The organism is Streptomyces sp. G7(2002), from assembly GCF_028870195.1.
Classification (GTDB): domain Bacteria; phylum Actinomycetota; class Actinomycetes; order Streptomycetales; family Streptomycetaceae; genus Streptomyces; species Streptomyces nigrescens.
This window is the reverse complement of sequence record NZ_CP102609.1, coordinates 5,484,784-5,511,295: the sequence shown is the minus strand read 5'-3', so window position 1 is coordinate 5,511,295 and position 26,512 is coordinate 5,484,784. Positions and strand designations below refer to the sequence as shown.

General features: G+C 71.0%; 21 protein-coding genes and 1 pseudogene. 15 read left to right on the top strand and 7 right to left on the bottom strand.

The features are described from left to right. Position 1 precedes the first annotated feature (1 nt). Both NUT86_RS23320 and NUT86_RS23315 read left to right on the top strand, forming a co-directional pair. Positions 2–1,678 (top strand): bifunctional 3'-5' exonuclease/DNA polymerase, encoded by a 1,677-nt coding sequence (locus tag NUT86_RS23320; protein WP_274737457.1) that lies wholly within the window; start codon positions 2–4, stop codon positions 1,676–1,678. 124 nt (positions 1,679–1,802) lie between these two features. Beyond that, positions 1,803–2,843, top strand: coding sequence for an alpha/beta hydrolase (locus NUT86_RS23315; protein ID WP_274737456.1), 1,041 nt, complete (start codon positions 1,803–1,805; stop codon positions 2,841–2,843). Positions 2,844–2,986: 143 nt separating this feature from the next. Here NUT86_RS23315 and NUT86_RS23310 read toward each other — a convergent pair whose 3' ends face one another. Further along, on the bottom strand, positions 2,987–3,712 hold the full coding sequence (locus tag NUT86_RS23310) for a TetR/AcrR family transcriptional regulator (protein WP_274737455.1): 726 nt from the start codon (positions 3,710–3,712) through the stop codon (positions 2,987–2,989). Between the two features lie 130 nt (positions 3,713–3,842). Between NUT86_RS23310 and NUT86_RS23305 the strand changes: the two genes are divergently transcribed. Together NUT86_RS23305 and NUT86_RS23300 are read left to right on the top strand one after the other, a co-directional pair. Next, positions 3,843–4,550 (top strand): spheroidene monooxygenase, encoded by a 708-nt coding sequence (locus NUT86_RS23305; RefSeq protein WP_274737453.1) that lies wholly within the window; start codon positions 3,843–3,845, stop codon positions 4,548–4,550. Positions 4,551–5,309: 759 nt separating this feature from the next. Then, positions 5,310–5,768: a RidA family protein gene (locus NUT86_RS23300; RefSeq protein WP_274737451.1), complete on the top strand. Its 459-nt coding sequence runs from the start codon at positions 5,310–5,312 to the stop codon at positions 5,766–5,768. 213 nt (positions 5,769–5,981) lie between these two features. Here NUT86_RS23300 and NUT86_RS23295 read toward each other — a convergent pair whose 3' ends face one another. Together NUT86_RS23295 and NUT86_RS23290 are read right to left on the bottom strand one after the other, a co-directional pair. After that, positions 5,982–7,304, bottom strand: coding sequence for an acyltransferase family protein (locus NUT86_RS23295; RefSeq protein ID WP_167540531.1), 1,323 nt, complete (start codon positions 7,302–7,304; stop codon positions 5,982–5,984). Positions 7,305–7,606: 302 nt separating this feature from the next. Next, positions 7,607–8,491, bottom strand: a complete 885-nt coding sequence (locus NUT86_RS23290) for a glycerophosphodiester phosphodiesterase (RefSeq protein ID WP_159486974.1) — start codon at positions 8,489–8,491, stop codon at positions 7,607–7,609. 350 nt (positions 8,492–8,841) lie between these two features. Between NUT86_RS23290 and NUT86_RS23285 the strand changes: the two genes are divergently transcribed. The 8 genes from NUT86_RS23285 to NUT86_RS23250 all read left to right on the top strand — a co-directional run bounded on the left by NUT86_RS23285 (position 8,842) and on the right by NUT86_RS23250 (position 15,074). Then, positions 8,842–9,510, top strand: a complete 669-nt coding sequence (locus NUT86_RS23285; RefSeq protein ID WP_159486976.1) for a response regulator — start codon at positions 8,842–8,844, stop codon at positions 9,508–9,510. 56 nt (positions 9,511–9,566) lie between these two features. Next, on the top strand, positions 9,567–10,772 hold the full coding sequence (locus tag NUT86_RS23280; RefSeq protein ID WP_274737449.1) for a sensor histidine kinase: 1,206 nt from the start codon (positions 9,567–9,569) through the stop codon (positions 10,770–10,772). Positions 10,773–10,859: 87 nt separating this feature from the next. Further along, on the top strand, positions 10,860–11,288 hold the full coding sequence (locus NUT86_RS23275; protein ID WP_018090056.1) for a hypothetical protein: 429 nt from the start codon (positions 10,860–10,862) through the stop codon (positions 11,286–11,288). Between the two features lie 166 nt (positions 11,289–11,454). Beyond that, on the top strand, positions 11,455–11,946 hold the full coding sequence (locus tag NUT86_RS23270) for a hypothetical protein (protein ID WP_266440434.1): 492 nt from the start codon (positions 11,455–11,457) through the stop codon (positions 11,944–11,946). A gap of 15 nt (positions 11,947–11,961) precedes the next feature. Next, the gene (locus tag NUT86_RS23265) at positions 11,962–12,408 is read left to right on the top strand and encodes a hypothetical protein (protein WP_109891640.1); all 447 of its coding nucleotides are present in this window, start codon (positions 11,962–11,964) and stop codon (positions 12,406–12,408) included. A gap of 9 nt (positions 12,409–12,417) precedes the next feature. Next, entirely contained in the window at positions 12,418–13,095 is a 678-nt protein-coding gene (gene cseB / locus NUT86_RS23260; RefSeq protein ID WP_274737445.1) for a two-component system response regulator CseB, read from the top strand. Between the two features lie 5 nt (positions 13,096–13,100). After that, positions 13,101–14,303: a sensor histidine kinase gene (locus NUT86_RS23255; RefSeq protein WP_274737443.1), complete on the top strand. Its 1,203-nt coding sequence runs from the start codon at positions 13,101–13,103 to the stop codon at positions 14,301–14,303. 195 nt (positions 14,304–14,498) lie between these two features. Then, positions 14,499–15,074, top strand: coding sequence for a hypothetical protein (locus NUT86_RS23250; RefSeq protein ID WP_274737442.1), 576 nt, complete (start codon positions 14,499–14,501; stop codon positions 15,072–15,074). Between the two features lie 88 nt (positions 15,075–15,162). Here the strand turns inward: NUT86_RS23250 and NUT86_RS23245 are convergent, their stop codons facing one another. The 3 genes from NUT86_RS23245 to NUT86_RS23235 form a co-directional block, all read right to left on the bottom strand. Beyond that, positions 15,163–15,867 carry a class I SAM-dependent methyltransferase gene (locus NUT86_RS23245; RefSeq protein WP_018090050.1) on the bottom strand — a complete coding sequence of 235 codons (705 nt, stop codon included), beginning with the start codon at positions 15,865–15,867 and terminating at the stop codon, positions 15,163–15,165. Between the two features lie 93 nt (positions 15,868–15,960). Next, complete coding sequence (locus NUT86_RS23240) at positions 15,961–17,256, bottom strand: acyltransferase family protein (protein ID WP_274737441.1); 1,296 nt, start codon at positions 17,254–17,256, stop codon at positions 15,961–15,963. Beyond that, positions 17,249–18,211: an alpha/beta hydrolase gene (locus NUT86_RS23235; protein WP_274737440.1), complete on the bottom strand. Its 963-nt coding sequence runs from the start codon at positions 18,209–18,211 to the stop codon at positions 17,249–17,251. The genes NUT86_RS23240 and NUT86_RS23235 overlap by 8 nt, the downstream gene beginning before the upstream one ends. 911 nt (positions 18,212–19,122) lie before the next feature. Here NUT86_RS23235 and NUT86_RS23230 point away from each other — a divergent pair. Further along, positions 19,123–22,092 (top strand): AfsR/SARP family transcriptional regulator, encoded by a 2,970-nt coding sequence (locus NUT86_RS23230; protein ID WP_266440448.1) that lies wholly within the window; start codon positions 19,123–19,125, stop codon positions 22,090–22,092. Between the two features lie 155 nt (positions 22,093–22,247). Here the strand turns inward: NUT86_RS23230 and NUT86_RS23225 are convergent. Next, positions 22,248–23,445 (bottom strand): annotated as a pseudogene (locus NUT86_RS23225) (RNA-guided endonuclease InsQ/TnpB family protein); the annotation flags it as partial. A gap of 181 nt (positions 23,446–23,626) precedes the next feature. Here NUT86_RS23225 and NUT86_RS23220 point away from each other — a divergent pair. Further along, complete coding sequence (locus NUT86_RS23220) at positions 23,627–24,808, top strand: cytochrome P450 (protein ID WP_274737439.1); 1,182 nt, start codon at positions 23,627–23,629, stop codon at positions 24,806–24,808. Between the two features lie 113 nt (positions 24,809–24,921). Then, on the top strand, positions 24,922–26,466 hold the full coding sequence (locus NUT86_RS23215; protein ID WP_266440455.1) for a tryptophan halogenase family protein: 1,545 nt from the start codon (positions 24,922–24,924) through the stop codon (positions 26,464–26,466). The last annotated feature ends 46 nt before the right edge of the window (positions 26,467–26,512 follow it).

Here is a 26,512-nt window from a genome sequence, read left to right as displayed (position 1 = left end):
CATGAGATGGGCGGTGGTGGAGACGGGCGACGGGGGTGCTCGTCTCTGCCCGCTCGCCCAGGACGGGCGACCCGCCGGGCCGGTGGTGCAGGAGTCTTCGCTGGCGGCGGCGGTGCGCTCCCGGCCCGAGGTCGAGCGGTGGGTGTGGCGGTCCACCGCGGAGATCTACCGGCGGCTGCAGGCGGCGGGGGTGCGGGTCGAGCGCTGCTATGACGTGGAGGCCGCGGAGGCGCTGCTGATCGGCCATGAGGAGGGCCAGTCGGGCCAGCCGCGTTCGCTGGCCGCCGCCTGGGCGCGGCTGCACGGCCTGCCCGTCCCCGAGGACGCGCCCGTCCGTACGGCCGAGACCCAGCCGTCGCTGTTCGAGCCGGGTCCGGTGCCGCTGCCGCCCGGCACGGACGAGCTGACGGCCCTGCTGGAGGTCTACGCCGGCCAGGTGGCGCGCGCCGAGAAGGCCGAACACCCGGACCGGATGCGGCTGCTGCTGGCCTCGGAGTCCGCGGGCATGCTGGTCGCCACGGAGATGGGGCGGGCCGGGGTGCCCTGGCGGGCGGATGTGCACCGCGCGCTGCTCGACGGGCTGCTGGGCGGGCGCTATCCGGGCGGGCTGGAGCCGCGCCGGATGGCGGAGCTGGCCGATGAGGTGTCCCGGGCCTTCGGGACGGGTGCGCGGGTGCGCCCGGATCTGCCGAACGACATCATCAAGGCCTTCGCCCGCGCCGGGATTTCCCTCACCTCGACCCGCAAATGGGAGCTGCAGCAGATCGACCATCCGGCGGTGGCGCCGCTGCTGGAGTACAAGAAGCTCTACCGTCTGCACACCGCCCATGGGTGGTCCTGGCTGCAGCAGTGGGTGCACGACGGCCGCTTCCGCCCCGAGTACCTGCCCGGTGGCACGGTCTCCGGGCGCTGGACCGCCAACGGCGGCGGCGCGCTGCAGATCCCCAAGGTGATCCGGCAGGCCGTGCGCGCCGATCCGGGGTGGCGCCTGGTGGTCGCCGACGCCGATCAGATGGAGCCGCGGGTGCTGGCGGCCGTCTCCCGTGACCGGGGACTGATGGAGGTGGCCGGCAGCGGCGAGGATCTGTACGCGGACCTGGCGGCCCGTGCCTTCGGCGGGGACCGTGCCCAAGCCAAGCTCGGTCTGCTGGGCGCCATTTACGGGCAGACGTCCGGCGACGCCCTCAAGCACATGGCCGATCTGCGACGGCGCTATCCGGCCGCGGTGGCGTATGTGGACGAGGCGGCGCGTGCGGGCGAGGAGGGCCGGCTGGTGCGCACGTGGATGGGCCGCACCTGTCCGCCCGCGTCCGTGGTGCCGCCCGACGAGGCGGGGCTGCCCCAGGAGGAGCCCGCGGCGTACGGCGGCAGCTCGGCGGCCGCCCGTGCCCGCGGCCGGTTCACCCGCAACTTCGTCGTCCAGGGCAGCGCCGCCGACTGGGCGTTGCTGATGCTGGCCGCGTTGCGTCACTCACTGTGGGCGGGCGGACTCCGCGCCGAGCTGGTGTTCTTCCAGCACGACGAGGTGATCGTGCACTGCCCCGCGCAGGAAGCGGCGGCGGTCTCCGAGGCGATCACGGCGGCGGCCGATACGGCGGGGCGGATCGCTTTCGGGCAGACGCCGGTCCGTTTCCCGTTCACCACGGCGGTGGTGGAGTGCTATGCGGAGGCGAAGTGAGGGCGGGGCGGGTGCCGGGCGGCGTGGCGCGAAAAACCCCCGCGACAGCGGCGGTGCGGGCGTGCAGAGTGAAGATCGTGAGCAGAAGGCGTAGTACGTCCGTCCCGAACGAGGAGTGCCCCGTATGAGCGTCCCGCCCGAGATGCAGCTCCGGTCCGCGATGCAGGTGCATCCCGAACTCGTCCCGGCCTTCGAGTCGTTGCCGCCGTCCTCCGATCCGTACGCGGACATCGAGGCCGCCCGCGAGGGGGTCCACAAGATGCTGGCCGCGTTTCCGGCCGACCGTACGGGCGTGAGCAGCGAGCGGTTCGAGATCCCGCGGGCGGACGGCAGTGCGCTGACGGTCGAGGTCTACCGCCCGGAGGGCGGGGCGGACACCGGTACGGGACAGGACGCGCGGGGAGCCGCCCCCGAGGGGGCCGGACGCGCCCTGCCCGCCGTGCTGCACTTCCACGGTGGCGGGTTCGCCCTCGGCCGGTCGCTGCCGGGGCAGGACCGCGCGGCGATCGCGCTCTGCCGTGAGCTGCCCGCCGTCGTCCTCACCGTCGAATACCGCCTCGCCCCCGAACACCGCTATCCGGCCGGGGTGGAGGACTGCTACCGCGCCCTGGAGTGGGCGGCGGAGCGAGCCGCCGACCTGGGGATCGATCCCGCGCGGATCGCCCTCACCGGCAGGTCGGCGGGTGGTGGGCTCAGCGCCGCGGTCGCCCTGATGGCCCGGGACCGCGGCGGCCCGGCGATCGTCCACCAGTCGCTGTACGTCCCGGATGTGGACGACCGGGTCGGGGCGGACGAGGCGGCGTCGGATGCCGAGGAGGACGTGGAGACGCGGGTGACCACCGCGCGGGACATCCAGAGGGCGTGGCGGCACTATCTGCCGGAGGGGACGGCCGAGGCGGAGGCGTATGCCGCGGCGGCCCGCGCCACCGACCTGTCGGGGCTGCCGCCGGCCTATGTGCTGGTCTGCGATCTCGATCCGCTGCGCGACGCGGGGCTGGCGTATGCCCGGCGGCTGATGGACGCGGGGGTGCCGGTCACGGTCCGCAATGTGCCCGGTGCCTGGCACGGCTTCGAGCTGTTCGCGCCGGACACCCGGGTGGCGAAGGAGATGACGGCGCACTGGACGGGGCAGTTGAGGGAGGCGCTGTATCCGGTGGGGGGATGACGGTGGCGGGCTGATGGTGGCGGGCTGACGGGGCCGGGCTGACGGGGGCTGACCGTGGCGGGCTGACTCTTGAGCCGGGCCGGGTGCCGGCCGTCCCGCCCGGGGCGCCGGGGCTCCGTCCGCGCCGCCCAGGCCGCCGGCTCTCAGTCCGTGCCGCCCGCAGCGCCGGAGGGGGAAGCTCCGCTCGGGCCCGGGGCGTCCGGGGTCCCGGTGCTCGTGGCGTCCGGCATCTCGGCGTTCGGGCCCTCGGCGTTCGGGCCCTCGGCGTTCGGGCCCTTGACGGTGGAGATCAGGCCACGGGTGATCCGCGTCATCGTGGCGACCAGCAACTCGCGTGGCTGCTCGGGGCGGTCCAGCCACCACAGGGCGAGCCCGTACAGCGCGCTGCGGATCGCCTCGCCGAGGGGCTCCAGCTCGGCCTCGGGGAGACCGGGCACGAACTCGCGGAGCAGCGCCATGTCCGTCTCGCGCTGCCGGCGCTGCAGCTCACGGTGGAAGGCCTGCACCTGAGCGTCCCCGGTGGTGTCCCGGAACATCATCCGCCAGGTGTACGGGTGGCTCTCCACATACCCGAACCAGGCGTCGTACATCGCCGTCATCCGGGTGTCCAGATCGCCCTCGCCGTGCAGGAGTTCGCGGACCGGGGCGGCGGCCAGCTCGTCGCGGTGCCGCTCCAGCAGGGCGAGGTGCAGCTCCTGCTTGGAGTCGAAGTGGCGGTAGAGCATCGGCTTGCTCAGGCCCGCCTCGGCGGCGATCTCCCCGATGGTCGTGCCCGCGAAGCCGCGCTCGGCGAACAGCCGGGCCGCGACCTCCTCGATACGGGTCCTGGCCTCGGCGCGCGCGGTGCGGCTCCGGTCGATCTCGCTCATCTCGTCCCCTCCCTGCGATCTGGCTCAATCCAGTGGTGAATTCGGCTCGCCATGGCCGTGCGATTGAAGGATACTGGGTCGTGTACCGCTTGGTATACGCAGTAGTAAGTTCGAGATGCGGGGGCTCATCGTGATCGTTTCCGTACACATCGCCGACATCGGCGTCCGCGCGGTGCGCGCCGTGCTCCGCGAGCGCCCACGGCCGGGCGAGACCCCCGGCCTCCGGTATGCCGAGACCACGCTCACCGGCGCCATCGCTGCCGGGCCGCCCAAGGTGCGCCCCGGCCGCGCCGCGCTGCTCGCCTCGTGGGACGAGGATGCCGCGCTCGACCGCTTTCTCGCCGAGGACCCGCTGCCGCAGCGGCTGGCCGGTGGCTGGCATGTGCGGCTGCGGCCGCTCCGGTTCTCCGGCTCATGGGGTCCAATGCCGGTCGAGATCGGCCCCGGCGCCGCGGAGGACGAGGAAGGCGAGGAGGACGGGCCGGTCGCGGTCCTCACTCTCGGGCAGCTGCGGCTGCGCCGCGCCCTGCCGTTCCTTCGCGCCAACTCCCGGGCCGCCGGCCGGGCCGCCGCCGATCCCGCGATGGCCGCTTCGGTCGCCCTGGCCAGACCGCCCCGCTTCGTCGGCACCTTCTCCCTGTGGCAGAGCGCGTCGGCGATGCGCCGCTACGCCTACGGATCCGCACAGCCCGAGCACAAGGAGGTGGTCAGGGAGCACCAGGCGAAGCCGTTCCACCACGAGGCCGGGTTCCTGCGGTGCCGGCCGTACGGCGCCCAGGGCACGCTGGACGGCCAGGAGCCGGTGGCGGCGGCTGCCCTGGCCCCGCGCATACCCTGAGCCGCGCCGCGGTCCGCACGGGTCCCACGGGGGTGGGCCTGTGCGGCCCGCGTGCCCGTCTGCCCGCGTGCCCTTGACCCGCGAGGCCCGCCCTTGACCCGCGACGCCTGCTCTTGCCCGTGCCGCGGGCCCGCGACCGCCCCGGCCGTGCAGAGCGGGGCAGGACAAGACAGGGCGGTGCCATCACGGCTGTGCCATGCCGTCCCGGCCGTGAAGGGCAGGGCAGGGCAGCGCCACCCACGGCCATGCCCTTCCCGTCCGTGCCACGTCCTCCCGTCCGCGCCATACCGTCCCGGCCGTGCCGTGCCCTCCCGGCCGTGCTGTGCCATGCCCGCCCCGCAGCCCCTGGCGATCCGTCCGCTACGCCCTAAACTCGCCGAGAGGTGCCAGCGCCGAGCGACGGTCGGCGTCGGCAGTCGGCAGTCGGCAGTCGGCAGTCGGCAGTCGGCAGTCGGCAGGGTGAGTCTCCGCGCCGGAAGGGGCCCTGAGGGGACCGGGCCCGTGCGGGTGCTCGTTCGCTCCGGTGCGGGGCTTCCGCAGGAGGAACGGAACGCGCTTCAATCCCTGGACGGGCGAGAAGAGTTGGCGGCGGAGGGAGTCGGCCGGATGAGTGCCGGGACCGGAACGAGCGCTGGATCGGAGCGGCCTGCCGAGCACGGCGCGGACGCAGGCGCGGACGCAGGCGCGGACGCGGACGCAGGCGCGCACACAGGCACAAGCGCGGAGCCGGACGCGGAGGCAACGGCAGAAGCGAAGGCAATGGCAGGCGCGGAAGCAGAGCCAGGCGCGGAGGCAGAGGCAGAGGCAGGCGCGGGCGGTGGTGGGCTGGAGCGCGTCAATCCGGCGCATCTCGCGCCGCCGACCGGATTCAGTCATGCGGTGCGCGCCGCCCCGGGCACCCTGGTGTTTCTCGCGGGACAGACCGCTCTCGACGGCTCGGGCAGGATCGTCGGTGACGGCATCGTCGAGCAGTTCGAGCGGGCGCTGACGAATCTCCTGGACGTCGCGGCGGCGTCCGGCGCCGGTCCGTCCGACCTCGCCAAGCTCACCGTCTTCGCCGTCGATGTCGCGGACTACCGCCTGCATGCCCGCGAGATCGGCCGGGTGTGGAAGCGCCTGGCCGGCAGCGACTATCCGGCGATGGCCGTGATCGGTGCCACCCGCCTGTGGGACGAGACCGCGCTGGTCGAGATCGAAGGCATCGCCGTCGTCCGCTAGCGAAGGGGATTTCGGTGGTTCCCGGGTTCCGGCCGCGACGGCAGTCCCGGCCACGCCGGCCGCGTCGGCCTCGCCGGCCACCGCTCCGCACACACCAGGGGCGCCCGCCCCGCCGGTCTCCCGGCGGGGCGGGCGCCCCTGGTGCTGTTCCGGACGTACGCCCCGTCCTGTACGCGCTGCCGCGTCACCCCGTTCGGTGCGGAGGGCGGCCGCTCAGTTGCGGCTGCGCGCCATCCCCACCGGGTCCTTCTTGAACGCCCAGGTCATCTTGGGCTCCATCGCCCAGCGGAAGGCCCGCTGCACGGGCGGTGTGCACAACACCGTGACCACGGTGCCCGCGATCAGGGTCAGCAGCACCGCACCCCACGGCGTGTGCATCCACGGGTTGTCGTACCAGTCCCAGAAGCGCGACCCCTTGGCGAGGAAGCCGTGCAGCAGATAGCCGTAGAGGGTGCCCGCGCCCAGCGCCGTGCACCACATCGTGCGGCCCGGAATCCAGGCGAAGAAGCAGGCCACCAGCACGAGGGAACAGCCGAACATCGCCAGCGTCATCACCGCACCGCTCCACCACGGAGCGGCGAGCTCCTGTGCGGCGTCACGGTGGTAGAACCAGGCGGCGTTCATCCGCGGTGCCGCCCAGTAGGCGAAGACCAGCGCGGCCGCGAAGACCGGTACGGCCAGGATCCGCGCCTTCTTGCGGCGTACGAGCTTGAAGTGCTCCGGCCGCAGCGACAGCCCGATCACGAAGAACGGCAGGAACTGCAGCACCCGTTGGAGGTCCATGTCGTCGCCGATGTCCGGGGACAGCGACGCGAGGACGGCGATGGACAGCGCCAGGGGGACCGGCCAGCGCACGATCTTCCACAGCGGAGTGGTCAGCCGCCAGACGAACAGCGCCAGCAGGAACCACGTCAGATACCAGGGGTCCGTCAGGCTTATCGGGTAACCCGGATCGTCGTCCGCCCACTTCTTGAAGAGCGTGTAGGCGACTTCGAAGAGGATGTACGGGACGGCGACTCCGGTAATCAGCCGCTGCAGCCGGTCCTTGCGCATATCGAAACTGCGCGAGAAATAACCGGAGATGATGATGAACGCCGGCATGTGGAAGGCGTAGACGGTGATGTAGAGCGCCGCCGCGGAGCGGCTGCCGTCGCGCAGCGGCTCCCAGGAGTGCCCCATCGCCACCAGCACGATGGCCAGGTACTTCGCGTTGTCGAAGAAGGCATCGCGCGGCTTCGCCTTGGCATCGGCCTTGGCGTCGGTCTTGGCATCAGCCTTGGCGCCGGTCTTCGCACGGTCCTTGCCCCGGCCCTTGGCATGGCTTCTGGGCCCGGTGTGCGTGTGCGCACCGCCGGCCGTCGCCGCACCGGGCGCGGCCGCCGTCGCCGTCTCCGGTGCCAGCGTGGCCGTCGCCGTGGCCCCGCCGGTCTGCGGCGGCGCCGGTGTGTGCGTCCGGCTCAGCGTGTCGTGCGACATCTGCCGTGGCGGGGGAAGCGGCACCCGCCGTTCACCGTACGCCGGAAATTCGTTGTTCAAGGAGCCTCCCGAAAGGATCCCAGGGGAGGAGCTGGACGCTGGCCCGCGCCGGGCCGCAAATCGGAACCCAAAAGCCAAATCCTGCGTCTTAGTTCTTTTACGGGGAGTGTGGCGGCGTCGAACATCTCAGGCACCTTAGCCCCGCGGCGGGAATCACGTAAATCCCCGCCGGTCGCGGCCACACACGGCGCATCCGCCCTCCACAGCTCCTTCACGCACCGCGGGCGGCAGGGCGGGCCGCGGTGCGGCCCGGCACCCCGGGAGATCTGGACAATGCTGCCTCAATCTCCGGCCGTTGCCCGCTATTCAATAACACCTTCGACCCCTCTGGCCCGCACGGACCGGGCGGTCGTGTTCTTCGCCACGTCCCACGCATAGACCTCCAACCGGCGGCCGTGCGGCCCGCGCAGCCGGTGCACGGCCGCCAGCCAGCGTGAACTGAGCGCGGATACACGGGGGTTGATCTGATCGGCGAACCGCGCATAGCGCGCCAGTTTGCGCACATCGGGTGCCCCGAGAATCCCGGTACGCACCTGTGGCGCCAACTCATGGACGGTTTTTACGCACATCACACAGAAGCTCTGGACCACCAGCCGGCTCCGGACATGGGCGCGATCCAGCCACCCCTTGGCGCGTAGTTCACGGAGGACCTGTGCCTCGATTCCCGGATACTTCTCGGGGGCCTTGATCTCCAGCAAAAGACGCTGCCCGTTATGGTCCAGACGGCGCAAGAAGTCGGCAAGCGTGGGTATCCGCTCCCCCTTGAACCGCTTGCCGAACCAGCTCCCGGCGTCCAGCCGCGCGAGCTCCGCGGCGGTGAAATCCCCCACCCGCCACGGCGCCCGCCCGGGAAACACCCTGGCGGCGTCCGTCGTCCGCCGCAGCGTGGTGTCGTGCAGCACCACCAGCCGGCCGTCCTTGCTCCGCTGCACATCGTTCTCGACCCAGATGTAGCCGCGGCGGTGTGCGGCGTCGACGGCGGCGAGGGTGTTCTCGGGCGCGTGACGGGAGGCGCCGCGGTGGGCGATCACCCGGGTCGCCGCGGTGCCGGGTCCGGCCCGTGTCCCGCTGCTCACGGCGACATCCGCGAACTCGTCCGGCCCGGACGCCATCGCGGACGACGCCACCGCGGCCGTCATCAGATAGGCGACGCCGGCAGCGGGGATCCGCAGTGATCTCCGAACCATGCGGCAGCCTCCTGGTCCGCTCGCCCGACGGCGCCGGCCGCGTCGGGCATGCCCCCTGGGGCCCTTCCTCCCGTCCAGGAATGCCGCTGTCTGCTCAACATGCCCGCATCCCTCGTCGCCCGCCACGCGAGCACCGGCCGGACCGCTCCGCGCCCCCTGCCCCGGCAGTCGCTTTGTCGCAGGTCAGCAGGGTCGGGCCGGGGTGCGGAGCGGGTGGTCGGCGCTTTCCCTGGCGGCCCGCCATCCGGGCGGTCCGTCCGGTCGGCCGGGCGTTCCGGACGGCCCTCGGTCCGTGCGGGCGGCGAAAAGGCGAGGGCCCGCCCCCCGCCCGTACGGCAGAATCCCTGCCCGTGACGATTCGCTTATTGATCGCCGACGACCAGGAGATGGTCCGCCGGGGAATACGCCGCATCGTGGAGAGCCAGCCCGACATGGAAGTGGTCGGTGAGGCGGCGAACGGCGTGGACGCCGTGGCGATGGGGCGCGCGCTGAAGCCGGATGTGGCTCTGGTGGACATCCGGATGCCGCGGATGGACGGCCTGGAGGTGACCCGCCGGCTGGCCGACCCCGCGATGGCCGACCCGGTCCGGATCGTCATCGTGACCACGTTCGACCTCGACGAATACGTCTATCCCGCGCTGCGCTTCGGCGCCTCGGGGTTTCTGCTCAAGCGCTCGGGGCCGACGCTGCTGGTCGAGGCGGTCCGGGCGGCGATGGCCGGCGACAGTCTGATCAGCCCCTCGGTCACCGTCCGGCTGCTGCAGCATGTCACCGGCCCCACAGCCGGCCGCCGCCCCCGTCGCCGCGACGCGGTGCTGACCGAGCGGGAGGTGGAGATCGCCGGGAAGGTCGCCGAGGGGAAGACCAATGCCGATATCGCCCGGGAGTTGTTCATCTCGGCGGGCACCGTGAAGACCCATGTCGCCAGCATTCAGCGCAAGCTGCAGGTCCGTAACCGGGTCGGAGTCGCCGTACGGGCCTGGGAGTTGGGGTATGCCACGGGTCGGACACCGGGGTGACGGGCTCCGGGAGGGACACCGGGCCGGACACGGGCGCCCTGCGCGGCCTCACCGGCATGAAGGACGACGTTCCGGTGCGGCGCAGGCGGCGCCGAGGGTGGTGCGGTGCGGCCGCGGCGGCGATGCTCCTCCCCGCCCTCCTCTCGCCTCCCGGCGCCTGCCTGCCGGCGGTCATGGCCGCGCTGTCCCTGGTCGTGGCGCTCTCGGTGTGGCCGGTGGGCCGGGTCTCGCTCGCGCGGGCGGCGGCCGGGACCGCGGTGCTCTCCCTCGCCGCGGACACCGTCTCCTTCGGGAAGGCCGGACTGGCGCTGCTCTGGCTCCCGTTCGAGGCGGTCGCCCTGCTCGTCCTCCTGGAGCGGGTGGTCCGCCATGTGCCCGGCTCCCGCGTGGGCCTGGTCGGCGGGCTGACCGGTGCCGCCGCGGTCCTGCTGCCGCTGCGCTTCACCCTGCACGCCCCGCAGACCGGGATCAAGGAGTCGGTCTTCCTGGCCGCGCTGGCCTTCGTCCCGGCCGCCGGTGCGACGGGCGTCGGGCTCTACCTCCGGTCGCTGGACCGCCGCCGGGCGCATGCCGTGGCGCTGGCCCGGCGTGAGCAGCGGCTCGAAGTCGCCCGCGATCTGCATGACTTCGTGGCCCATGAGGTGACCGGCATCGTGCTGGAGGCCCAGGCGGCCCAGCTGGACGGGGACGGCGGCCCCGGGGAGCACCGCGCGCTGCTGCACCGCATCGAGCAGGCCGGGCTGCGGGCGCTGGACTCCATGGACCGGACGGTGGCGACGCTCCGCGAGGCGGACGGCCGCACCTGGGAGGAGCCGCCGCCCACCCGGCTGCACGGTCTGGCCGATCTGCCCGAACTCATCGGCCGCTTCGCCGCCATGACGGCGGCCGAGGTGACGCTGTCCCTGGAGGACGAGGTGGCCGGCGCGCTCTCACGGGAGGCCGAGGACTCCGCGTACCGCGTGGTGCTGGAGGCGCTGACCAACGTACGGCGGCATGCGCCGCGGGCCGGGCGGGTCGAGGTGTGCGCCGCCCGGAGCGCCGACGGGGCCGTGGAGCTGTCGGTCGCCGACGACGCGGGGCCCGGCGCGTCCACCGGCGCCCTCCCCCGCGCTCTCCGGGAGCAGGGGGGACGCCCGGGCGGCGGCACCGGTCTTGCGGGTCTCGCCGAGCGGGTCGGCGCCGTCGGGGGCGCTCTGGAGGCGGGCCCGTACGCCCAGGGGTGGCGGGTCAGTTGCCGGCTGCCGGTGGCCGCCGTCCGGTGACCCGATCTCTGCCGATCGGCAGATGTGCCGCCCGTCCGGGGCCGGGATCCTCCTGGGAGTGCACCACCCGTACCTCTGGAGGAACCGATGTTCTCAGGCGCCGGACCGAAGCGGCCGCTGTCTCCCGTCGTCGCGGCGACGGTCGTTGCCGCCGCGCTCGGCCTCACCGGATGCTCGGTGGACGCCTCGACGGCGGAACCCGAGTCGAAGAGCTTCGCGTACGCGGGCAGCTCCCTGAAACTGACGACGCATGAGGTGGCCACCGAACTGGTCGCCGCCGACCGCAAGGACATCAAGGTCACCCGATGGTTCGACCACGCCGCGGGCAGCGAGCATCTGACCTGGACCCTCAAGGGCGACACCCTCGACATCGACGCCGGGTGCAGCGGAATCGCCTTCTGTGACGCCAAGTTCAAGGTCGAGGTGCCCAGGGGCGTCGCGGTGATCAGGGACGGCAGGGCAACCGATCCGCCGGGCGCGACGGGCCCGGGCGAGCGCCGGCCCGCAACCCCCTGACCTGGCCTTTCTCTTGGCCGGGCGGCTCCGCTGCCGGCGCTCACCCCCGTATGTAGATCAGGTTACAAAGGTCGATGGATGGCTGTTACACAGCTGTCAGAGCACCGAGAAACGTCGCTCATAGCTTCGGTTGTGCCCCAATGATCAACACGATGGAGCGAGAACCATGAAGCGCACCACGAGCATCGCCCGGCGCCACAAGACGGCCCTCGGCGCGGCACTGGCCTGTGTCGCCGTCCTCGGTACGGTCGCCACCGCCACGGGGGCGCAGGCCGCCACGGCCTCGGAGCACACCGCGAGCGTCGCCCGCACCAGCAGCACCCCCTACGTCATGAACCACATCGGCGAGGAGCACGCGGACAAGGGCAAGGCCGAGCGCAGCCCCGAGGCGCTGGTGCTCACCGAGCACACCTCGGCGAGCAACCTCGACTGGAAGGAGTGGGGCACGAAGAAGGCCGTCGCCACCGGCGAGATCACCGGCATGTGGTGCCTCGAAACCTGCCAGGACAAGCCGCTGAAGGGGACCCTCACGCTCTCCGACCCCAAGACCGTGAACGGCAAGAAGGTCTTCTCGTCCTTCACCCTGAAGCTGGCCGGCGGTAATGGTTCGTACGATGTCGAGGACCTCAAGGGCAAGCAGCACCTCGCCACCACCTGACGGAGAAGGCTCCCGATGAACAAGCCCACGGCCCTGGCCAGCGTCTTCGTACTGGTGCTGGCGGCCGTGGGCTGCTCGGGGTGCGGCAGTCCCGAACAGCCCCATGTCGAGGGCCCCGCCCCCAGCCCCTCCCAGGTCTCGGGCCCGGTCTATGTCTCCGACACCCTGGGCCACCCGCTGACCCGCCCCACGGGGTTCGGCCTCACCGAGTTCTCCTCGGTCAACCGGCTGAGCTGGCGCTCCTGGGGACAGGAGAAGGCCGTGGCCACCGGCAGGCTGCGGGGCATGTGGTGCATCCCCCACTGCCCCCGCAACGGCTATCCGGCCACCGTCGAACTCAGCCGTCTGCAGCGCCGTGAGAACGTCTCGTACTACACCTTCGCCACCGTACGGTCCTCCCACCTCCCGCCCGCCGATACCGACGACCTGAGCAAGGTGCGGCTGCCCTTCCCCGAGCCCTAGGAACCACCGATGACCGACGTGCTGCTCGTGGAGGACGACTCCCTGTTGCGGGAGGCCACCCAACTGTCCCTGGAACGCTACGGATACCAGGTGCGCTCCGCCTCCGACGGGCAGGCCGGTCTGGCGGCGTTCCGTGACCGGGTGCCCGATGTCGCCGTGCTGGACGTGATGCTGCCCCGCCTCGACGGGGTCGGTCTGGTGCGTCTCATCCGTGCGGAGAGCCGGCTGCCGGTGCTGATGGTGTCGGCGCGTACCGACCCGGTGGATGTCGTCCTCGGCCTGGAGGCGGGTGCCGATGACTACCTCACCAAGCCGTACGACATCCCGGTGCTGGTCGCCCGGATACGCGCGGCGCTGCGGCGCGCCACGGACACCGCGCCGAGCGAGCCGCGCGAGGACGACACGGTGCTGCGGTTCGGCGACCTCAGTGTGAACACCGCCTCCATGGATGTCCGCCGGGCGGGCCGGCTGCTCGACCTCACCCCCACCGAGCGGCGGCTGCTGCTGGAGTTCGCGGCCGAGCCCGGGGTGGTGCTGTCGCGGATCACGCTGCTGGAGCGGGTGTGGGACTACGCCTGCGGCGGCGACACCCGGGTCGTCGACGTCCATGTGCTCCGCCTGCGCGCCAAGATCGGCCACGAGCGCATCAGGACCGTTCGCGGCTTCGGCTACAAGCTCGTGCCCTGACCGCCATGGGACTCCGCACCAAGACCGCCCTGGTCATCGCCGCGACCGCCGCGCTCGTCGCCACGCTCATCGGGCTGCTGGTGCATCAACTCACCGCCGAGGACCAGCGGAAGAACGCAGCGCATGTGGTCGACGCCCAGCTCCTTGAGGCGGTGAACGAATACGCCTCCGGCATCGACAACGGTGCCCTGGTGAATCCCCGGGGGCTGCCCGCCGCGCTCCGCAGGGCCGTCACCGACCGGCCCGTGCGGGCCACCTGTCTGCAGCACACCGCCGGTTCCGCCCCGGTGCTGTGGGCCGCCACCCGCAGCGGGCGGGACATCGTCGCGGTCCGGCGCTCCTACGCGCCACAGGTGCGTGCCCTCGCCGATCTCGACCGGGTGCTGATCGGCTCCGGCGCGGCCGTCACCGCGCTCGGCTGTGTGCTGGGCGTCGTCGCGGCGGCCGGTGCGGGGCGGCGGATCACCGCTTCCGCGCGCACCGCCCAGCGGATCGCGGACGGCGATCTGACGGACCGGGTCCGGCCCCGGGGCAAGGACGAGATCGCCCGGCTCGGTGCCGCCGTCAACACCATGGCCGACGCCCTCAGCGCCCGCCTGGAGGCCGAGCGACGGGTCACCGCCGATATCGCCCATGAGCTCCGCACCCCGGTGGCCGGGCTGGTGACCGCCGTCGGACTGCTGCCGCCCGGCCGCCCGGCCGAGCTGGTCAGCGGCGGTGTGGACACGCTGCGCAGCGTGGTGGAGAACGTCCTGGAGGTGGCCCGGCTCGATGTGCCGGGCGTCGAGCAGGCGCAGTGCGAGGAGGTGCTCCCGAGCGCGCTGGCGCACCGGGCGGCCGCCCTGGCGGGCGGGGACGTCGAGGTGCTCGTGCACGACGAGACCGTCGTGGCGACCGATCACCGCCGGGTCGAACGGATCCTGGCCAACCTGGTCACCAACGCCCGGCTCCACGGCGGCCCGCCGGTGACCCTGGAGGTGGCGGGGTCGGCGGTGCGGGTACGCGACCTGGGCCCCGGCTTCCCCGCCGAGCTGCTGACGCACGGCCCCCAGCGCTTCCGCACCGGTGCCCGCGAGCGCGGTGCCGGGATCGGTCTGGGCCTGACCATCGTCGCCGGGCAGGCGCGGGTGCTGGGCGCCCGGGTGACCTACGAGAACCCCCCGGACGGCGGGGCCCTGGCCACTGTGGATCTCGCCCCCGACAGCTGACAGCCGCACCGGTCCGCCCATAGGGCCCGGGCTCCCCCGCCCCCGTTGTCCCTCTGCCGTAGGCCGGGCCGTCTTCGGGACAGTCTGCGTGCCTGTAGGCCAAGCAGCCGTACCCCACGCCCTACTGCGGTACGGGTGCGGGGACACCGCCAGGGAGTGACGCGGGTGACCGCGGCGCGAACCTACTGTCCTGGCATGACGAACCGACCCCCTGTCGTCGTGCGGCGTCCGGCCGGCTCCTCGGGCCCGCCCCGCCTTGCCGAGGCCGCCCGGCACGCCGGTCTCGCGGTGACCCTTTTCCCCGCCGGTGCCCTGGCGCTCTGCTCCACCCTCACCGGTCACCGGGAAGCCGCCCGGAGACGGTGGCTGCGCGCCGGGCCGCTGCCGCTGGGCGCCCGCTCACCGGGCGTCGCCCGGCTGGTCTTCCACGGCGCGCTGACCATACTCCTCGGCGTCGTGGCCCTGCTGCTGGCCGGTGCGCTCGCCCTGGCCGTCGCACGGGGGCTGCTGTACGGGTTCGTCGACCGGACTCCGCACGTCAACGACTGGGGCGGCCCCTCACTGGCCGGGGCGTGGCTGGCGCACTTCGCCGTTTCGGTGCCCTGCGTCGCCCTCGCGCTGGTCATACTGACCGGCCTCACCCGGCTGAACCGCCATACGACGGCTCCGCTGCGCGGTGAACGCCTCCCCGTCTGGGCGCTGCCCACCGCGGCCCTGGCCTGTGTCCTCGGCCTGCTCTTCGTCATCGCCTTCGTGCACCAGCTGCCGTGACCGGTCCCTGAGCACCCCGGACGCAGAAGTCCCCCACCTCGGTCGAGGTGGGGGACTTCGTGGTGTACCGCTGTGGGCCGCTACGGGCTCAGCTCTGCGGGAGGTTGAAGTAGATCATCGGGTTGTGGCGGCTCTCGCGGACCGGCTCGCTGAGGTTCAGTTCCTTCTTCACCTCGGCCAGTCGCGCCGTCACCTCGGGGGCCTTGGCCACGGACGGGGTGAAGTACTCGACGTTCTGGGCGGCCAGCCACTTGATCACGACCGAGCCCTCGCTCATGGGCTTCGGGCGGCGGCCGTGGAAGACGTCATGGACGCTGGTGGGGGTCCCGGGGCGGACCACCGGGAAGAGGTTGTCGATGTACCAGCGCGCGAAGCGGGCGCCGTGGTCGGCGTCGATGAAGAGGTAGTCGGTCTCCGCCGGGACCTTGGCGATGGTGTCCCGCAGATCGCCCTTGGTGAACGTCCAGCGCCCCTCGGAGAGTTCGGCCGGCACATTCTTCACGACGTTGTCGACGATGTCGAAGGAGTACAGGTGGCCCGTGCCGTTGTCACGCAGCGCGCTCAGGATCCATGTGGTGGACCAGCCGCGGAAGGTGCCCACCTCCACGACGACCTCGGGCTTGAGGTCCCGCAGGAGCAGGTAGGTGATCTCCGCCTCGTAGTCGTCGAGCTGGGCCTTGACCGTGTCCTTGTTGTCCTGGAGGAACTTCCGCTGCTGGTCACGCACCGCCCTCAAGTCGTCCGCGTACTTCGCATAGAGCGTGCTTATCGATTCGAGCGTGAGGGTGGACATCAATCCTCCGGAGGGAAGTGCGGGTGGTGCTGAACAAAAGGACACAAGGGCTACGACGGACGACGCGGCGGCGAACTACCTTCTCACATCACGTTATTGATTGATTATTGCTCGGTTGCCGCGGGCACCCTCCCGGTCCCGGAAGGCCGTTGCCAGCACGAGGAGGACCACCGTGAACACCGCGATCCACCCGAATCTGGCCGCGATCCAGGCCGGGGAGTCGGGGCTGGTGTGCAGACCGGGGAAGGTGTGCCCCAGGCCCAGCGGGATGACGGTGGTGGTGAGCATCGCGGTCTGGTGCCAGAGGAAGACCGTGACGGCCGAGAGGTTGAGCAGCGCGACCGCCGCCCAGAGGAACTGCGCCCACGTCGCGCGGCTTCGGGGCGCCGTGACGGGGCCCGTGGGGGCCGGAGCGGTCACCGCCCGGCGCAGCGGACCGCGCAGCAGCAGTGCCGCGCCCGTCTGGGCCAGGCCGAAGGCGACCGCCGCGAGGGTGGGCGGGCTGAGGTTGGAGAGGGTGGAACCCGGGACGCCGACCATGCTCGCGGGATAGCCGCCCCAGAGGATCAGCGCCGCCATGGCGCCGCCACCGCCGAGCAGCAGCGCCACCGCGGGCCGGCGGCGGGTGAAGCCGCCGGCCGCCCAGACCGCGCCGAGGCAGTACGGGACCAGCCAGCCCGCAGGGATGTTCAGCAGGCGGAGGGTGTCGGGCCAGCCGCTGTCCGCGAACAGCACCCGGGAGGCGTCCAGCGCGGCCACGACCAGGCAGGCCGCCACCGCGATACGGGCCCCTGCCTTGTGCACCAGCGGAGTGGCCGCGATCAGCAGCGCGTACACACCGAGGAACCAGAGCGGGGAGTACGCCAGCCACATCAGGGTGTGGATCGTCTCGTGTGCGGTGCCGGCGAGCACCAGGCCCAGCCACACCAGTCCCCAGGTGAGGGCGAACGCCGTCGCCGGGCGGAGCAGTCTCGCCAGCCGCTGGGCCAGCCAGGGCCGGTAGCCGATTCCGCGGGCCCGCGCCGTTGCGTAGCTGCGGGCGCTCACCCGGCCGCCCACCAGGAAGAACACGGCCAGGGGCTGCAGAAGCCAGGTCACCGGGGCGAGGCCGGGCAGATGTCCCAGCGGGCTGTCGCCGACCAGATGGCCGCCGGCCTGGAGGACGACACCGCTCACCAGCCAATGGCCCAGGACCACCCCCGCGATGGCCAGCGCGCGCAGCACATCTATGGCCCGGTCCCGTTCCGTCGGGGTCGCCGCGTCGATGCGCAGTACCGCCGTGTGCAGGGCCTGCCAGGGGGTGCGCCGCGGGGGGAGGGGGCGCAGCGGGCCGGTGGGCAGGGGTGGCCGGCGGACCGGTGACGGCGGGCGCAGTTCCAGATCAGTCATGGGAGACCTCCGTGCCCCGGCCGAGCGCGATCAGGGATATGTTGCGCAGCGCGAGTCCGCCGGGGCGGAGGTAGTCGCTGTGGCTGCCGGCGCCCGCGGGGAAGATCCGCGCACCGAACGCGGCGGTCACGGGGTCGGTGCCGAACCCGACCTGTTCGCCCAGCAGATCGAGGCTGACGTGGGGTACTCCCTCGATCCAGTCGGTCGCTCCCCGGCCCGCCCACACCGGGACCCGGGTGTGCAGTTCGGCCCGGGAGCGCACGCCCGTTCCCGGGCTGCCGTAGAGCACCACGTCCGCGAGGGAGGATTCGGCGGCGGCGTCCATACGGCGCAGGGCGGTCGCGCACACCACGGATCCGTAGGAGTGGCAGAGCATGGACACGGAGGCCGAGGCGTTCACCGTGCGCAGGTCCCCGAGCAGCCCGGCCAGGCGGCGGCCGCCGTCCAGTGCGCGGTCGGTGGACACGATGTCCCGGCTCATGGTGCGGGGCGCCGGATAGCCGTACCAGGCCACCACCGCGGTCTTCCGGTCCGGCTGGAGCTTGGCCATCTCGGCGTGCAGGGACCGGGCGCCGCCGTTCAACGAGGCGTAGACGGTGCCGAGTTGGTCGAAGGTGTCGACCGTGGTGTCCGAGCCGGGCACCACGACCGCGATCCGGTCGGCGTGGGCCAGGTCGCCGAGTACCTCCACGGCCTGGCCGTCGCCACGCGGGCTGAACGAGAGGAAGTGCCGCTCCTCGCGCGCCAGCCGGCCCAGCACCGTGGCCCGGCCGGTGTCGCCCATGTCCCGGGCCGCGCGCTCGGACCGGGCGATGAAGCGGTGGTTCGCCGCGTACCGCGCCGCCAGGCTGTCCGCCTGAAGCGCGGGGAGCCGCGGCTGCTCAGGCGTACCCGGCACGGTGGACCGTGCCGCGGCGGCGACCGTCACCACGATGGAGCATGCGGTGAGGGCCATTGCCAGCCCACGCCTGAGACGTGCAGCGCGCATCGCCGGCCTGCCTTCCTGTCCGTTGGGGGAACTGGAAAAGGAGGTTAGTGACGCGAACGGCCGCAGGAATCACACTGCGGAGCGGGCTTTGCGGTAGCTCTCAGGTAGGGGGTCGACTACGCCGGCGCGGTGCCGAGGGGCCAGCCGGGGCCCGGCCCGGCGAGCAGGCCCCGGGCTCCCAACCGGCCCGCTGTCACACCCAGTCCTGGTTGCGCCGGTGGCGCCCGGAAAAGTCCTGCTGCGATACGCGGACGGCAGCGGGGAACTCTAAGGTGGCGCAGGCGATTTGGGCCGGGGTGGCACGTCGGGCAGTGACGCCATGTATCGCAGTCATGATTCCCCCTAGTTAATACGTGCACGAACGGTGGTCGACCGTCGGTGCCATGAAGCATGAATTTATCCGGGGACGGCTTCACATCGTTATTGGCCTACTTTTCCGGGCGGCGGACGGGAGCCGTGGACCATTCAGTCCGTCAGGCCATGGCAGCGCGGCGGTGTCCGGCGGATGAACACCGGCACAACGACGCCCAGGATTCAGGAAGCGGTCTTGCCGGGGCGCCTTTCGGTCAGGAGGCTTTGATGTGCCGTCAGCGCGGTGCCCTCGGTCCGTCACCGTCCGCCCGGTCACCTCGCCCGGCGCCCGCAGCACACCCTCCCCCCATCGACGGCGCTCCGCAACGGCGTTTCCCGGCCACCCGCCCCGGTGCCCCGATGCCCTGTTCGGCAACAAAAATCACGGCGCGAAAGCCCGCAAAAGTGGTGGAGTAGACCTCTGCCCCGGGCCTCGGCAGGAGCCACGCTCAACGGTCGCGTTACGATCCCTATAGTGGCTGGATCACGGGCCTAGCGGGCCGTGCTACACGGGGGGTAACACAGCCATGCCAGAAGACCGTTCCATACCTCGCGCCATCAAATACTCGGTACTCAGGCCACTCTTGGTCATCACCGGGAGTGGCCGGATCATAGGGGTCCACGGTCCCCGGCAGCGCACCATTCTCACGATGCTCATCCTCGCGTGGGGACGTGTCGTATCGGTCGACAGCCTGGTCGACGCGGTATGGGGCGATGAACCTCCGGCCACGGCCAGGACGCAGGTGGCCATTTGCATCGGGGCGCTGCGAAAGTCCTTCAAACAGGCGGGCGTCGAGGGCGATGTCATTCTGACGACCCACCCCGGCTATCGCCTGGAGACCGCCGGGAGCGACCTCGACGCCCTGCAGTTCACCTCACTCGTCGCCGAGGCCGCCGCACACGTCAAGCAGGGCCGCCACGAACAGGGCCGTGTCCTGTACCGGCAGGCCCTCGACCTGTGGAAAGGCCCCGCCCTCGCGGGGGTCACCGGGCGGCCGGTCGAGGACGAGGCGACCCGGCTCGACGAGCGGCGCTACGCGGCCTACGAGGCCTGGTCCGAGGTGGAACTCGCCCTGGGGCACCACCAGGACATCATCTCCGAGCTGACCTCGATCGCGAACAGCTCCCCGCTGCACGAACAGCTCCGGTACAACCTCATGCTCGCCCAGTACCGCGCCGGCCTCCGGGCCGAGGCGACCGAGGGTTTCCGTATGTGGCGGCGCAACTTCGTCGATGAACTGGGTCTCGAACCGAGCGTGGCGATAAAGGAATTGCACGCGTCCATTCTTCAGGACGACCCGGGGCTCACTCTCCCGGTGCAAGTCAAGCCCATGGTGGTGCCCGCCCAGCTTCCGCCGGACGTGGACCTGTTCCAGGGCCGTGCGGCGGAACTCGGAGAACTCGACCGCCTTCTCGGGGAGAAGGCCCCGGGGATGGGGCTCATCACCGGAGTGGCCGGCGTCGGCAAGACCGGCCTCATTGTGCACTGGGCCCATAAGGTCGCCGGGGAATTCCCGGACGGTCAGCTGTATGCCGATCTGTCCCAGTACGACGGCAAGCAGCCGGAATTCGTGGCCGGCGCCCTGCTGGGGCGTTTTCTCCGGGCGCTCGGAGTGCCCGGGGACCAGATACCGTCCGACCCCGCCGAGCTCGCCTCGCTCTACCGCAGTGTGCTCGCCGACAGGAAATCGCTCATCGTGCTCGACAACGTTCGCACGATGAGCCAGATCACGGCCCTCCTTCCGGGCACCGGCCGCAGCTGTGTCCTCGCGGCCAGCAGGGAGCAATTGGCGGCCGATTCCGGCACGGTCCGGGTCGATCTGGGTCTGATGACCGCGCACGAGTCCCAGACCCTGATCACCAAAATCGCCGGTGAGGGCCGGGCCACCTCGGAAAAGGCGGCGGTCAACGAACTCTGCCGGCTGTGCGACGGGCTGCCGCTCGCCCTGCGGATCGCGGCGGCCCGCCTGGTCGCCAAGCAGCACTGGTCCGTACAGCATCTGGTGGACCGGCTCCGCGACGAGCACCGCCGGCTCGATGAACTCAGCACCGGCGGCCTGGAGGTGCGCGCGAGCTTCGCCCTCAGCTACCGCGGCCTGACCGAGCAGACGGCCCGGATGTACCGCCTGCTGGGGCTGCTCGACGTACCGGACTTCCCGGCATGGGTGGGCGGCGCGCTCCTCGATGTCTCGCCGGCTGAGGCCGAGGACATGATCGAGCGGCTGGTGGACGCCCATCTGCTCACCCCGATCGGCAGCGACGCCACCGGCACCATGCGCTACCGCTTCCACGATCTGCTGCGGCTGTACGCACGGGAGCGGGCCGAGTCCGACGAGGCCGAGGACAAGCGCCGCGCCGCGCTCCACCGGGTCTTCCGTACCTACCTCACACTGGCCGAGCAGGGCCATATCCGGGAGTACGGCGGCGATTTCGCGATCATCCACGGGTCGACGCCGCGCCGGCACCTCGATGCCCCGCTCGTCGGCAGGCTCCTCGGATCGCCGCTCGACTGGTTCGAGGCCGAGCGCCCGTCCCTGGTGGCCTCGATCCTCCAGGCCTGCACGCTCCGGATGGAGGAGCTCGCCTGGGACCTGGCGATGTCCAGCGTGGTCCTCTTCGAGACGCGCAACTACTACGACGACTGGCGCGCCGTCAGCGAGAAGGCGCTGGAGGCGAACCGGAACGCCGGGAACATCCGCGGGGAGGCGGCGATGTGCTACGAACTCGCCTCCGTGGAGATGTTCCAGCAGCGCTTCGACTCCGCCACGCCGCTCTTCACCAGGGCCTTCCAGCTCTTCGACAGTGTGCGGGAGGTGCACGGCCGGGCGCTGACGCTGCGGAACATGGCGATCACCGACCGGGTGCAGGGCGGCCTGCGGTCCGCCATGAGCCGGCTCGACGAGGCACGCAACACCTTCCGGGTCGTGGGCGACGCGTCCGCCGAGGCACACACCCTGAATCAGATGTCACAGATCGAGCTGGAGTGGGGAAACCCGGACGCCGCGGTCCGGCTCTCGCTGGAGGCCGTGCGGATAGCCACCGCGCTCGGGGAGACCCGCGGTGCGGCCCAGGCCCTCAACCGGCTGGCCGCCGCCTATGTGAAGCAGGGCCGTTTCGACGCCGCCAAGCAGTCGTACGACGGGGTGCTGCGGATCGTGCGCAGCAAGGGCGACACCCGCGGTGAGGCGTATGCGCTGCTGGGCATCGGGGAGACCCTGGTGGCGTCGGGCCAGTACGACGAGGCCGAGAGCATCCTGGCGGACGCCCTGGAGATAGCGGAGCGGGTCGACGACCTCTTCCTCCTCGCCAAGGTCCATCTGGCGCTCGGCACCTGCAGCCAGCAGCTGAACCAGCTCACCCGGGCCAGCCAGCATCTGCTGATCGCGCGCAACACCTTCCACGAGATCGGTTCGGTGTGGGGGGAGTTGCAGGCGAGCGCGGACATCAGCCGGCTGTCGGCCGAGACCTGCGGGGGCCGGACGCTGCCGGGGCGGTGACCGCGGGGCGGCGGTGGGTGTGCCGTGCCGATAACGCGCGGAAAACGGTGCGGGGTAGCGTCCGCTGGCGTTCGAGCCGGCACCACCGTTGACTCCTCCCCCTCGTAAACGACGGGGATTCCTGGTTCACGTTGCCTGCGGCCCGGCGGGCGCGCAGGTCTTACACGATCAACGCCAGCCGGGTTGAAGACCAGCCCGGACCAGCATCACGCGGGCGGAATTCTTGTCCCTGGGCGAGACAGCTCCGCACGCGGTGCAGGCATACGTTCGTTCTGAGAGGGGGAGTGCGTGCTTGGTTCTCGCTCCGCATTGTGCGCAGTCCATCGTGGTGTGCGCGGGGTGCACCAGGCGAACATCGCGCCCGTGCTTGCGGCCCATCTCGACCAGCGCAGCCTTCGTCGCGCCGATCGCGGCATCAGCCGCCTTGCGAGCCATGGTCGACTTTGTCAGAAACTTCGACTGGAAGTCCTCCACGGCCAGGGCGTCATGGTCGCGGACCACACGCTTGGCCCACTTGCGGCCGGTGTCCTGACGCTGCCGGGCAACCTTCTTATGGAGCTTTGCGGTCTGCCGCTTCGCCTCGCGGTAGCCCTTCGAACCTGGCCGGCCCTTCTTCGGCCTGCGGCGCGCCATCATCCGCTGGTACTTCGCGAGCTTCTGCGCGGCGGCCTTCCCATGCTGCGCGTGCGGCAGGTCATGGGCGTCGGACGTGGTGGTCGCGGTCTCCTTCACGCCCCAGTCGATGCCGATCACGCGGCCTGTAGCGGGCAGGGCCTCGGCCGTCGTGGCCACCACGAAGGATGCGTACCAGTGCCCGATGCTGTCTCGGTAGACCCGCACCGAGGACGGGGGTCGGGGCAGCGCGCGCGACCACACCACCCTCAGCACGGTTCCGCCGGCCAGGTGGAGACGGCCGTCTTTGAGCCGGAACGCGGTCTTGGTGTACTCCAGCGTCGGCAGGGCCTCGCGCTTCTTCTTGTACTTCGGCATCCCAGACCGCTGCCGCATCGGCAGCCGGGCCTTGATGTCCTTGAGGGCCTTGGCGCGGGACTTGCCGAAGTCTCGTATCAACTGCTGCTGTGGAACACATGCGCCCTCAGCCAGCCAGGGCGTCACCGCGCGAGCTTCGGTCAGCATCTTCGCGAGCTGAACCGGCCCGCACGTCTGCTTGTCCTCGGGGTGCGCCTTGTTGTGCAGGTGTACGGCCTTGGACTTCGCGACGCATTCGTTCCAGATCCACCGGCAGCGGTCCCACTCGGTTTCGAGGGCATGCCGGGCCGTGGACGACAGGCGCAGACGGAAGGTGTACCGGCAGCGCCCGGAACCCTCCGTGGTCTTCGCGTCCGTCGTCATGGATCTGAACCTACCTGGGAGGACTGACAGTTGAGAGCTCTTGATCACTGTGGGCTGCCTCATGCCCGTGATGGCTGTACGGCCAATCGCCCTGGAGGCGATTGCCCATTCCCTGCCCCGCTCACGCGGGAGCTTCGTTTCCTCCCCCGGCTGAAGCCGGGGTATCCACGAAGGAGTCCTGATGACTGTGCGCGACGAGATCGCCGTCCCGGATGCCGACGGCAGCAACGAGTTGTTCGAGTGGCTCGGCAGGATGCGGTCCGAGCACCCCGTGTGGCAGGAGGGGGACGGGCCGTATCACGTCTTCCGTTACGAGGACGTGCAGCAGGTCATCTCCGACCCGAAGACGTTCTCCAACGACTCCAGCCGTGTCATGCCCCATCTGAAGCCGCTGACCGAGGGGCACATCAACTCGATGGACCCGCCGGACCACGGCAAGCTGCGCCGGCTGGTCAATCAGGCCTTCACCCCGAAGACGGTGGCCGGGCTGGAACCCCGTATCGCGGCCGTGACGAACGAGCTGCTGGCCGGGGTCGACGCGGAGCACTTCGACCTGGTGGACGTGCTGACGTATCCGCTGCCGGTGATCGTCATCAGCGAGCTGCTGGGGGTGCCCGCCTCGGACCGTGACCTGTTCCGGGTGTGGGCGGACCGGTTCATCGCGCTCGGCGACCAGCCGATCGCGCCGGAGGATTTCGTCGCCACGTTCCAGGCCGCGACCCGTGAGATGGACGAGTATCTGCTGGGCCATTGCCGCAAGCGCCGGACGGACCCGAAGGACGACCTGATCAGCCGGCTGGCCACGGCCGAGATCGACGGCGAACGGCTCACCGACGACGAAGTCGTGAAATTCACCGGAATTCTCTTCCTGACCGGTCACCTGACGACGACGCTGCTGATCGGCAACGCCATGCAGTGCCTCGACAGCAACCCGGACGCTTATGCCGAACTCCGCGCCGACCGCTCCCTGATCCCGTCCGCCATCGAGGAAGTCCTGCGGTTCCGTTCGCCGTTCACCACGGTCAGCCGGGTCACCGTGACCGATGTCGAGGTGGGCGGCCATCTCATCCCGGCCGACCGCATGGTGACCCCGTGGGTGATTTCGGCGAATCACGACGAGGACCAGTTCCCGGACGCGCACCGCTTCGACATCCGGCGCACGCCCAACCGGCATGTCGCCTTCGGGCGCGGCGGGCACTTCTGTGTGGGCGCGCCGCTGGCGCGGCTGGAGGCGGAAGTGGCGCTCAACGCCCTGCTGGACACCTTCCGTGAACTGCGCGTCGACCACGGCCGCGACGTCGCCTATCACGCCCGCGGAATGTACGGCGCGAAGAATCTGCCGATGACGGCGCGACGCCGCTAATATAGATCGCTCCTTTCCCGATAACGAAGTAAAAGCCCACCTGTCTAACTTCTGTGCGTGAATCAGCCCACCCGCCCTTCTGAGGCCCGTTCACGAACAACAGGAGTCACAGCGTGATTAATTCAGTGGTCATTGTCGGCGGCGGCACTGCGGGATGGATGAGCGCCTCGTACCTGAAGGCGGCGTACGGTGACCGCATCAACGTCACTCTGGTTGAATCCGACCGCGTCGCGACCATCGGTGTCGGCGAAGCGACCTTCAGCACGGTCCGGCATTTCTTCGACTATCTCGGCCTGGACGAGCGCGAATGGATGCCGGAGTGCTCCGGCTCGTACAAGCTGGGAATCCGGTTCGAGAACTGGCGGGAGCCCGGGCACCACTTCTACCACCCCTTCGAGCGGCTGCGGACGTCCGACGGCTACACCCTCGCCGACTGGTGGCTGCAGGAGGGCGACCGCAGCCAGCCGTTCGACCGTTCCTGCTTCATCACGCCGGCGCTGTGCGAGGCCAAGCGCTCGCCGCGGCTGCTCGACGGGTCCCTGTTCGCGGGCGGTCTCGACGGCTCGCTGGGCCGCTCGACGCTGGAGGAGCAGCGGGCCCAGTTCCCGTACGCGTACCACTTCGACGCGGCGCTGCTGGCGAAGTTCCTGACCAAGTACGGCACCGACCGCGGTGTCCGCCATGTCGTCGACGACGTGACGCAGGTGGGCCGCGACGAGCGTGGCTGGATCAGCCATGTCGCCACCCGCGAGCACGGTGACCTCACCGGTGACCTGTTCATCGACTGCACCGGCTTCAAGGGCATGCTGATCAACGAGACCCTGGACGAGCCGTTCGAGTCCTTCCAGGACGTGCTGCCGAACAACCGCGCCGTCGCGCTGCGCGTACCGCAGGCCGACCAGGCCACCACCGGGATGAACCCGTACACCACCGCGACCGCGATGGACGCCGGCTGGATCTGGAACATCCCGCTGTTCGGGCGGAACGGCAACGGCTATGTGTACTCCGACGAGTTCTGCACCCCGGAGGAGGCGGAGCGCACCCTGCGGGAGCACGTCGCCCCCGGCCAGGACGACCTGGAGGCCAACCACATCCGGATGCGCATCGGGCGCAACCGCCGCTCGTGGGTCAACAACTGTGTGGCGATCGGCCTGTCGAGCGCCTTCGTCGAGCCGCTGGAGTCCACCGGCATCTTCTTCATCCAGCACGGCATCGAGCAGCTGGTGAAGAACTTCCCGGACGAGAACTGGGACCCGGCGCTGGTCGACGACTACAACAACCGGGTCGCCGAGGTCCTGGACGGGGTCAAGGAGTTCCTGGTCCTGCACTACAAGGCGGCGCAGCGCGAGGACACCCCGTACTGGAAGGAGGCGAAGACCCGCGCCCTTCCGGACGGGCTCGCCGAGCGCCTCGCGATCGGCGCCTCGCACCTGCTCGACGAGCGCACCATCTACCAGCCGTACCACGGCTTCGAGCAGTACTCGTGGATCACGATGATGCTGGGCCTGGGCCATGAGCCGAAGCGGCCGCGCCCCTCCCTCGCGCACATCGACCCGACGAACGCGCGCGCCGAGCTCGCGCGGCTCAAGGCGGACGCGGACGAGCTGGTCGCCGCCCTGCCCAGCTGCTACGAGTACATCGCCTCCCTCAACAGCTGAGCCCCCGGGCTCACTTCTGCTGCCGACGCCCCTACCCCTGTCCCCC